At 69.4% G+C, this 8885-nt stretch carries 7 protein-coding genes; 5 read left to right on the forward strand and 2 right to left on the reverse strand.

The window, feature by feature from the left end:
• Window positions 1-93: 93 nt before the first annotated feature.
• Complete coding sequence (locus tag HFP15_RS22755) at window positions 94-1524, reverse strand: MFS transporter (RefSeq protein ID WP_168518723.1); 1431 nt, start codon at window positions 1522-1524, stop codon at window positions 94-96.
• Between the two features lie 136 nt (window positions 1525-1660).
• On the opposite strand from HFP15_RS22755, the gene HFP15_RS22760 reads away from it, so the two are divergent.
• Genes HFP15_RS22760 through HFP15_RS22770 form a run of 3 tightly spaced genes read left to right on the forward strand, consistent with a single transcriptional unit; the run spans window position 1661 to window position 4963 of the window.
• Window positions 1661-2236 carry a TetR/AcrR family transcriptional regulator gene (locus HFP15_RS22760; protein ID WP_168518724.1) on the forward strand — a complete coding sequence of 192 codons (576 nt, stop codon included), beginning with the start codon at window positions 1661-1663 and terminating at the stop codon, window positions 2234-2236.
• A 9-nt stretch (window positions 2237-2245) separates the two neighbouring features.
• The gene (locus HFP15_RS22765) at window positions 2246-3208 is read left to right on the forward strand and encodes a 4-(cytidine 5'-diphospho)-2-C-methyl-D-erythritol kinase (RefSeq protein ID WP_168518725.1); all 963 of its coding nucleotides are present in this window, start codon (window positions 2246-2248) and stop codon (window positions 3206-3208) included.
• The gene (locus HFP15_RS22770) at window positions 3209-4963 is read left to right on the forward strand and encodes an ABC-F family ATP-binding cassette domain-containing protein (protein ID WP_168518726.1); all 1755 of its coding nucleotides are present in this window, start codon (window positions 3209-3211) and stop codon (window positions 4961-4963) included.
• Between the two features lies 1 nt (window position 4964).
• Here the strand turns inward: HFP15_RS22770 and HFP15_RS22775 are convergent, their stop codons facing one another.
• Window positions 4965-5540, reverse strand: a complete 576-nt coding sequence (locus tag HFP15_RS22775; protein ID WP_168518727.1) for a TetR/AcrR family transcriptional regulator — start codon at window positions 5538-5540, stop codon at window positions 4965-4967.
• Window positions 5541-5627: 87 nt separating this feature from the next.
• Here HFP15_RS22775 and HFP15_RS22780 point away from each other — a divergent pair, with 87 nt between their 5' ends.
• Window positions 5628-6431: an SDR family NAD(P)-dependent oxidoreductase gene (locus HFP15_RS22780; RefSeq protein WP_168518728.1), complete on the forward strand. Its 804-nt coding sequence runs from the start codon at window positions 5628-5630 to the stop codon at window positions 6429-6431.
• 10 nt (window positions 6432-6441) lie between these two features.
• Entirely contained in the window at window positions 6442-8133 is a 1692-nt protein-coding gene (locus HFP15_RS22785; protein WP_168518729.1) for a fatty acyl-AMP ligase, read from the forward strand.
• Window positions 8134-8885 lie beyond the last annotated feature (752 nt).

Here is an 8885-nt window from a genome sequence, read left to right on the forward strand (position 1 = left end):
TCGACCGTCCGCCGTGAGCGCGTCCGCCACGGCGCGCGATCGAAACGGGGCGAGGAAGCCCCCTGGTGCTCCCTCGCCCCGTTACCCCCGTGGCTACTCCGACGCCTGTGGCTTGCGCCCGACGAGTAGCCCGACCCCCAGCGCGGCGGCCGCGACGACCGCGCCGCCCCAGCCGTTGGCGACCGAATAGCCGTGCACGGTCGCGCCGACCGCGCCGAGCCCGGCCGCCGACGCGGTCGCGCTCGACGCGATCGTGTTCAGCGAAGCGGTGCCCAGCGAGGCGCCGACCTGCTGCGACGTCGTGATGAACGCCGAGGCCACGCCCGCGTCCTTCGGCTCGATGCGGGCGGTGGCGACGTTCATCACCGTCGGCATCGCGAGCCCGGCGCCGGCGCCCAGCACGAGCTCCACCGGCAGGATCAGGCCCCAGTACGAGGCGTCCGGGGTGAGCTGGGTCAGCGTCGCCAGTCCCGCGGCCATCAGCAGCAGGCCGATCACCAGCAACGGGCGGGGACCGGTGCGCGGCAGCAGCCGCCGTGCGAACCCGATCGACATGACGACGTTGCCCAGCAGGAACGGCAGGAACGCCACGCCCGCCTGGAACGCGCCGTATCCCATGACCGCCTGCAGCTGGAAGGTCAGGAACAGGAACATGCCGAACATGCCGAACGCGGCGCCGGCGATCGCCAGGTACGAGGCGGAGCGGGTGCGGTCGGACAGGATTCGCAGCGGCAGCAGCGGATTCGCCACGCGGCTCTGACGGTAGACGAACAGGGCGATCAGCACGACGGCGGCGCCGAGCAGGCCGAGTACCAGCGCGCTGCCCCAGCCCCTGGTCGCGGCCTCGGACAACGCGTAGACCAGCGAGACGATGCCGCCGGTGCCCAGCACCGCGCTGGTCCAGTCCAGTTTCGTGTCCCGGTGGCCGGGCACGTCGGGCAGCAGGAACCAGCCGCCGACCGCGGCGACGATCGCGATGGGCAGGTTCACGTACAGGCACCAGCGCCAGTCGAGGTACTCCGCGAGCGCGCCGCCCGCGATGAGGCCGACGGCGGCGCCGGACATCATGATCGCACCGAACACGCCGAACGCCTTCGCGCGTTCCTTGGCGTCGGTGAACGTGATGGTCAGCAGCGACAGCGTGGACGGGGCGAGCAGCGCGGCGAACACACCCTGCGCGGCCCGCGCCATGATCAGCATCGTGGGGCCGCTCGCCGCCCCGCCGACCGCGGAGGCGAGCGCGAAGCCCAGTGCGCCGATGATGAGCGTGTTCTTGCGGCCCAGCCGGTCCGCGAGCCGCCCGCCGAGCAACAGCAGACCGCCGAAGGCCAGCGTGTACGCGCTGATCGTCCACTGTCGCGCGGAATCGGACATGCCCAGCTCGTGCTGCGCGGAGGGCAGGGCGATGTTGACGATGGTGGTGTCGACGATGACCAGCAGCTGCGCAAGGCCGATCACTGCCAGTGCCCACCACCGGCGTTGCTCGGTGCGTCTGTCCGTGGGTGCTTCGAGTGTTGTGGTCATGGTGGAACCCCTCGGGAGATAAGCTTGTGTCGCAAAGTTAACTTGTCGGTCGACAAGTTAACTTGCTAGTCGCACGGTAAGCTAGAGCTAGCCGGGCGTCAAGTTAGTTTGAGAACGTCCTCAGGAAGGAACGGCGATGGCGGGGCGTCGCAGCGACACCAGGGAGCGCATTCAGCAGATCGCACTCGACCTCTTCGTCGAGCAGGGCTACGAGAAGACTTCCCTGCGGGAGATCGCGGAACGGCTCGAGGTCACCAAGGCGGCGCTGTACTACCACTTCCGCACCAAGGAGGACATCGTCCGCAGCCTCTTCGAGGACATCGCGGAAGCCGTCGACGAGGTGCTCGACTGGGCCCGCGAGCAGGGTGAGGGGCTTTCCCGCACGGAACTGGTGAACCGGCTCGCCCAGTTGGTACGGGGCCGGTTCGTGCCGATCTGGCGGTTCGTCCAGGAGAACCAGACCGCGCTCAAGGAACTGCACGTCAGCAATCCGCTGATGTCGCGGATGCAGGCGATCTTCCAGCTGTTGTGCCCGAAGGGCGCTGATCCGGAGACCCAGCTCAGGTCCCGGCTCGCGCTCGTCGCGCTCGTGATGGGTAATAATCCCGAGGTGCTCGCGGACACCCCGGAGGAGGACCGGCCCGAAGTCGCGTTGCGCGTTGCGCTGCAGCTTGTTTCTCCTCGCGGGCGAGAGGTTGAAACGGCCACGTAGTCTTGACGGGTGCTCGCCGTCGTACCGCCGCCCGTGACCGTCCGGGTGCCGTCCAAGATCAATCTGCACCTGTCGGTCGGTGACGTGCGCGATGACGGGTTCCACGAGCTGACCACCGTCTTCCAGGCGTTGTCGCTGACCGACGAGGTCACGGTCGCGATCGCGGAGGAACCGGGCATCGAGGTCTACGGCGAGGGCGAGGCGTCCGTGCCGACGGGAGCCAACAACCTCGCCTGGCGCGCGGTGCAGGCGCTGGCCGCGCACGTCGGCAAACCCGATCCGAAGGTGCGGGTGGTCCTCCGCAAGGGCATCCCCGTCGCGGGTGGGATGGCCGGCGGCAGTGCCGACGCCGCCGGCACGCTCGTCGCGCTGACCGCGCTGTGGAAACTCGACGTCGGCCGCGACGAACTCGCCGAAGTCGCCGCCAAACTCGGCAGCGACGTGCCGTTCGCGCTCTACGGCGGCACCGCCCTGGGTACCGGGCGCGGCGAGCAGCTCGTGCCCGTGTTGTCCCGGCACACCTTCCACTGGGTGCTGGCCTTCGACCAGCGGGGTCTGTCCACTCCGCGGGTGTACGGGGAGCTGGACCGGCTGCGCGAAACCGGCAATCCCCCGAGGGTCGGTTCGCACGCGCCCGTCGTCGAGGCGCTCGCCTCGGGTGACCCCCGGCAGCTTGCCTTGTTGCTGGGCAACGATCTTCAGGCGGCAGCCGTGTCGCTGCGGCCGGGGCTGCGCCGGACGTTGCGCGCCGGGGTGAACGCCGGTGCGCTGGCGGGCACCGTCTCGGGCTCCGGTCCGACGTGCGCCTTCCTGTGTGCCGACGCGGAATCCGCGCTGGAGGTGGCGGCCGAGCTCGCGGGCGCCGGTGTCTGCCGGACGGTTCGGGTCGCGCACGGCCCGGTGCCCGGCGCGAAGTTCGTCGGCGGCGACGATGTCAATCGCCCAACACCCCCTCCCCAGGTGCACGCATAGATGGCAAACCTGATCAACCTCGAGGCAGTCAGCAAGTCCTACGGGGTCAAGCCCCTGCTGGACGAGGTATCGCTCGGTGTCGCCGAGGGCGACCGCATCGGTGTGGTCGGCCTCAACGGTGGCGGCAAGACCACCCTGCTGGAAGTCCTCGCCGGGATCGCCGAAGTCGATTCGGGCCGGGTCAGCCGGATCCGCGGCCTGCGGCTGGCGGTGGTGACACAGCGCACCGAACTGCCGGCCGGAACGGTCCGCGACGCCGTGCTTTCGCACTACTCCGCCGAGCACGAGTGGGCCGCCGATTCGCGTGTGCGGTCCATTGTGGATGGACTGGGAATCACCGCGCTGGGACTGGAAACTTCGACCGCGAACCTCTCCGGTGGCGAGCGGCGCCGGGTCGCGCTGGCTGCCGCGCTCGTCGGCGAACTCGACCTGATCGTGCTCGACGAGCCCACCAACCACCTCGACGTGGAAGGCGTGCGCTGGCTCGCCGATCACCTGCTGGCCCGGCGCGCCGCGTTCGTCGTCGTCACCCACGACCGGTGGTTCCTCGACACGGTGTGCGGCCGTACCTGGGAGGTCGCCAACGGCCGCGTCGAACAGTACGAAGGTGGTTACGCGGACTGGATCTTCGCCCGTGCCGAGCGCGCCCGCCTCGCGGCCAGTGCCGAGGAGAAGCGGCGCAACCTCGCCCGCAAGGAGCTGGCCTGGCTGCAGCGCGGCGCGAAGGCTCGCACGTCGAAGCCGCGGTACCGGATCGAGGCCGCAGAGGCTCTCATCGCGGACGTGCCCGATCCGCGCGACTCGGTGGAGCTGATGAGCTTCGCGCGGCGCCGGCTCGGCAAGACCGTGCTGGAGCTGGAGAACGCGACGCTGCACGCCGGGGACAAACCCGTTCTCGATGACGTGACCTGGCGGATCGGGCCGGGCGACCGGATCGGTCTCGTCGGCGTCAACGGCTCCGGCAAGACCACGTTGCTCAAGCTGCTGGCAGGGGAGTCCGTGCCCGAGTCCGGCAAGCGGATCGAGGGCAAGACGGTGCGGCTCGCCCACCTGTCCCAGGAGCTGGAAGGCCTGCCGGGGCAGTTGCGCGTGCTGGAGGCGGTCGAGGAGGTCGCGGCCCGCGTCGTGCTGGGTAAGCAGGAGCTGTCGGCATCGCAGCTCGCGGAGAAGCTCGGCTTCCCCGCGGCCCGGCAGTGGACGCCCGTCGAGGATCTCTCCGGTGGCGAACGACGGCGGCTGCAACTCGCGCGACTGCTGATGGCCGAGCCGAACGTGCTGCTGCTCGACGAGCCGACCAACGACCTCGACATCGACACGCTCCAGCAGCTCGAGGATCTGCTCGACTCGTGGCCGGGCACCCTCGTGGTCGTTTCCCACGACCGGTACCTGGTCGAACGCGTCTGCGACGCGGTTTACGCGCTGTTCGGCGACGGCCGGATCACACACCTGCCCGGCGGGATCGACGAGTACCTGTCGCGCCGGAGCGCGGCGACTTCCGTCGTGGCGGCGCCGGCGTCCGCCGAGCGGCGCACCAGCAGCGCGGCCGAGCATCGGGCGGCGATGAAGGAACTGGGCAGGCTGGAGCGCCGCCTGGATTCCCTGCACAAGCGGGAAACCGAGCTGCACGACCAGCTCGCGGCGAATGCGACGAACCCGGACAAGCTCGTCGAACTCAACGCCGAACTGAAGTCCGTGCTCGCCGAGAAGGACGACGTCGAGGCGCGGTGGCTGGAGACCTCCGAACTCGTGGAGTGATTCAGGGTTTCGCGCCCACGCCGTTGAGCAATGTCTCGACGACCCGGTCGGCAAGCTGATCGGGGTCGCCCTCCTCGTTGCCGTGCACTGTCTCGTCCAGCAGGGCGACGTACACGCGACGAGTCCACGTGATGTCCAGACCGGGGCGGATGATCCCGGCCTGCTGTGCGCGCTGAAGCCCGAGATCGCACGCGGCGAACACCTCTTCCTGGACGCGAGCCGCGGCCGCGTCCGGTGCGGGCTGACCGAATGCGAACGGCCACTTCGACTTGATTCGCAGGATGTTCGCGGTCGCCTCGTGCAGCGCGACCAACGGCGGGGCGGTGGCAGGCCGTGCGTCGCGCACGGCGTCCGCGACCTGCCGCCACGCCGCCTCCACGAGGCTCGCGATGAGCGCCTCGCGGCTGGCGAAGCGGCGGTGAATGGTGGTCCGGGCCACCCCGGCTGCCTCGGCGATCTGCTCCATGGTCGCCCCCGGGTCCTCGCTGAGCAGCCGTTCCGCTGCTTCGAGGATGTTGCGGAGATTGCGTTCCGCGTCCGCTCGCAAGCGTGTGCGGCCCTGTTCCTGTTCCGGCACCAGACCATGATACGTGCTGCTCCAATTCCGACGGTCAACTGAAACTCAGTGTTGCAGATAACCAGTCGAATCGCTACCGTGTGTTGCATGACGGACATCGCTCTCATCACCGGTGCCTCCTCCGGGCTCGGCGCCGAATTCGCCCGCCAACTGGCGGCGCAGGGGCGCGACGTGGCGCTGGTCGCGCGCTCGGTCGGCAAGCTCGAGGCGCTCGCCGCCACCCTGCGCGAGCGGTACGGCGTGCGCGTGGAGGTGATCAAGCAGGACCTGGCGGAGCCGGACGCGGCGGCCCTCGTTTCCGGGGAGTTGGCCGCGCGCGCACTGGAGGTGGATCTGCTGGTCAACAATGCGGGCTTCGGCACCTGCGGGCGGTTCGAGGAGATTTCCGCCGCGAGGGACCACGAACAGCTGATGGTCAACGTTGTCGCGCTCGCCGACCTCACTCACGCGCTGGTGCCTGCGATGGTGCGGCGAGGTCGTGGCGGCGTGATCAACGTGGCGTCGACTGCCTCGTTCCAGCCTGCCGCGTATCTCGCCGTGTACAGCTCGAGCAAGGCGTTCGTGCTGAACTTCAGCCTCGCGTTGTGGAGCGAGTACCACGACCGTGGCGTCAAGGTGCTCGCGTTGTGCCCCGGTCCTGTCGAGACCGCGTTCTTCGACGTGATCGGCACCCGCAAGGCCGCGATCAACGGCCGGATGGAGACGCCGGAGAAGGTTGTCGCGAAAGCACTGCGGGCGCTGGAGCGCAACCAGGGTTATGTCGTGCCGGGGCTGAGTAACTTCGCCAGTGCTCACCTGCAGCCGCGACGGCCGCGCACGATGATTGCGCGGCTGAGCAGGCTGTTCACCAGGGGTGTATTGGCCACTTCGTCGCTGCAGACCACCAGCTAGTGTTTCGGCTATGAGTCGGTTCGTAGACACTCTGGTTGCCACCGCGACGGGCGAAGGCGGGCAACAGCGGGGAATGGTCACCGGTGAGCCCAAGGAGCCGGTTCGCCGAACCTGGGCCGAGGTACATGAACAGGCCAAACGTCTCACTGGTGGGCTTGTCGCCGGAGGAATGACCATGGGTAGCGCGGCGGCGGTGCTCGCGGCCGCGCCGTCGTTGATCGCGCCGACCGTGCAGGGCGTGTGGCTGGCGGGCGGCAGTGTGACGATGCTGCACCAGCCGACGCCGCGTACCGACCTGGCGGTGTGGGCCGAGGACACCGTGCAGGTGCTCCGGATGATCGGCTCGGACTTGGTACTGCTGGGCGAACCGTTCGAGGCCCTCGCGCCCGTGCTGACCGAGCACAACATCGGCTTCCGGATGATCACCGACCTGCTGAAGTCGGAGCCGATTGCCGGCCCGATCGAGGTCGGCGAGGACGAGCTCGCGCTGCTGCAGCTGACCAGCGGATCCACCGCCGAACCGAAGGCCGTGAAGATCACCCACGGCAACCTCTACACCAACGTCAAGGCGATGGTCGACCGGGCCGAGTTCGTGTTCGACTCCGACATCATGGTGTCGTGGCTGCCCACCTTCCACGACATGGGCATGGTGGGCTTTCTGACCGTGCCCATGACGTTCGGCGTGGAGCTGATCAAGATCACGCCGGTCGAGTTCCTGTCCGGTCCGCTGATCTGGCCGCAGCTGATCAGCAAGTACCGCGCGACGACGACCGCCGCACCGAACTTCGCCTACGCGATCGTCGGGCGGCGGCTGGCCGGAGTCGAGGACGACAACGCCTACGACCTGTCCACGTTGCGGATCGCACTGAACGGCGCGGAGCCGATCGACGAGACGGCGGTGCGGACGTTCACCGACGCGGGTGCCCGGTTCAAGATGCCGGCGGAATGTGTGTTCCCGGCGTACGGCATGGCGGAGGCGACGCTCGCCGTGTCGTTCGCACCCCTGTTCACCGGCCTCACGCTGGACTACGTCGAGGCGGCGGCGCTGGAAGCGGAGAACCGGGCCGTGCCGGTACCCGAGGGTGATCCGCGGCGCGGTACCGATGACGTGCGGAGCTTCGCCGTGCTGGGGCGCCCGCTGGAGGGCCTCGAGGCAGAAATCGTCGATGGCGATGGAAAGCGGTTGGGTGAGCGCGAGGTCGGGGAGATCCGGCTGCGCGGCGAGGCCGTCACGCCCGGATACCTGACGGTGGACGGACCGGTTTCGACGCAGGACGCCGAGGGCTGGCTGGCGACCGGGGACCTCGGGTACCTGGTGGACGGGCAGATCGTGATCTGCGGGCGGCGCAAGGACGTCATCATCATGGGCGGCCGCAACATCTACCCCACCGACATCGAACGTGCGGCGGCTTCGGTCAACGGCGTGCGGGCAGGGAACGCGGTGGCGGTGCGAATCGACGCCGGCACCCGCCGGGAGCGGTTCGCGGTGGTGCTGGAATCGAAACTGGCCGGCGACGACGACGCCGAGCGAGTACTGATGAAGGAGGTCGCCGCCAGGGTCCGCGACGCCGTGGACCTGCGGCCGTTCGCCGTGGTGGTGCTGCCGACCGGAAGCCTGCCGAAGACACCGTCCGGCAAGGTTAAACGCGCCGCGACGGCGACCCAGTTCGCGGACCGGATCAGCGAGATGGCTGGGAAGTAGCGACCCGGGCCTTCGGTCTCGGTTTTCGTGGCTGTAGGCGGTGACCGTGGGCCGCGAGCCATGGGTGGTGGCCCGTGACCGTGGGCGGTGGCTCTGGCCCGTGGGCTGTGGGCCGTGGGCTTGTGGGCGGTGGCTGTGGACCGTGGGCTTGTGGGCGGTGGCTGTGGACCGTGATCGTTGACATGGGCTGGGGACCGTGGCCGTGGACCGTGACCGCCAGCGGTGGCCGTGGGACGTGGGCCATGGGTGATGGCCCGTGACCGTGGGCGGTGGCTATGGACCGTGACCGCCAGCGGTGACCGTGGGCGGTGGCCCCGGGCGGTGGCCGTGGCCCGTGGACAGTAGGCAGTGGCTGCGGACTGTGGCCGTGGGCACTGGCGGTGAACCGCGGCCGTGGCGGTGAGCCGGGATTGAGGGCGGGGCTGCCGGATGGAGTTCCGGGGTGGCGGTCCCGCCCCGGCCATGGCCGGGGCGGCGAGTGGCCGCCGGGTGCTGGTTGGCGTGACGCAGCGCAGCGACGTGGTGCGGCGACGTGGTGCGGCGGCGGCCGTGTAGTGCCGAGCGGTCCGGTGTGGCGGTGTCGCGGTCCGGGGTTCCTTCGGTGCCGGTCGGTCGTTTGGCTGCCGGTGCCTTCCGAACTGATCCGGTGGGTGTGGCCGCTGGGAGGGCCGCTTCAAGGGCGCTCCGCGTCGCTATGCGATGGACTTCGGCCGCCCTGGACACGGTCCTCCTGGCTAAATACGGCCGGGGAT

The organism is Amycolatopsis acididurans, from assembly GCF_012328925.1.
In the GTDB taxonomy this organism is placed as follows: domain Bacteria; phylum Actinomycetota; class Actinomycetes; order Mycobacteriales; family Pseudonocardiaceae; genus Amycolatopsis_E; species Amycolatopsis_E acididurans.

Coding starts and splice junctions, on each gene's coding strand:
- HFP15_RS22755 (WP_168518723.1), bottom strand. CDS start 1,524: ATGACCACAACACTCGAAGCACCCACGGACAGACGCACCGAGCAACGC.
- HFP15_RS22760 (WP_168518724.1), top strand. CDS start 1,661: ATGGCGGGGCGTCGCAGCGACACCAGGGAGCGCATTCAGCAGATCGCA.
- HFP15_RS22770 (WP_168518726.1), top strand. CDS start 3,209: ATGGCAAACCTGATCAACCTCGAGGCAGTCAGCAAGTCCTACGGGGTC.
- HFP15_RS22780 (WP_168518728.1), top strand. CDS start 5,628: ATGACGGACATCGCTCTCATCACCGGTGCCTCCTCCGGGCTCGGCGCC.
- HFP15_RS22785 (WP_168518729.1), top strand. CDS start 6,442: ATGAGTCGGTTCGTAGACACTCTGGTTGCCACCGCGACGGGCGAAGGC.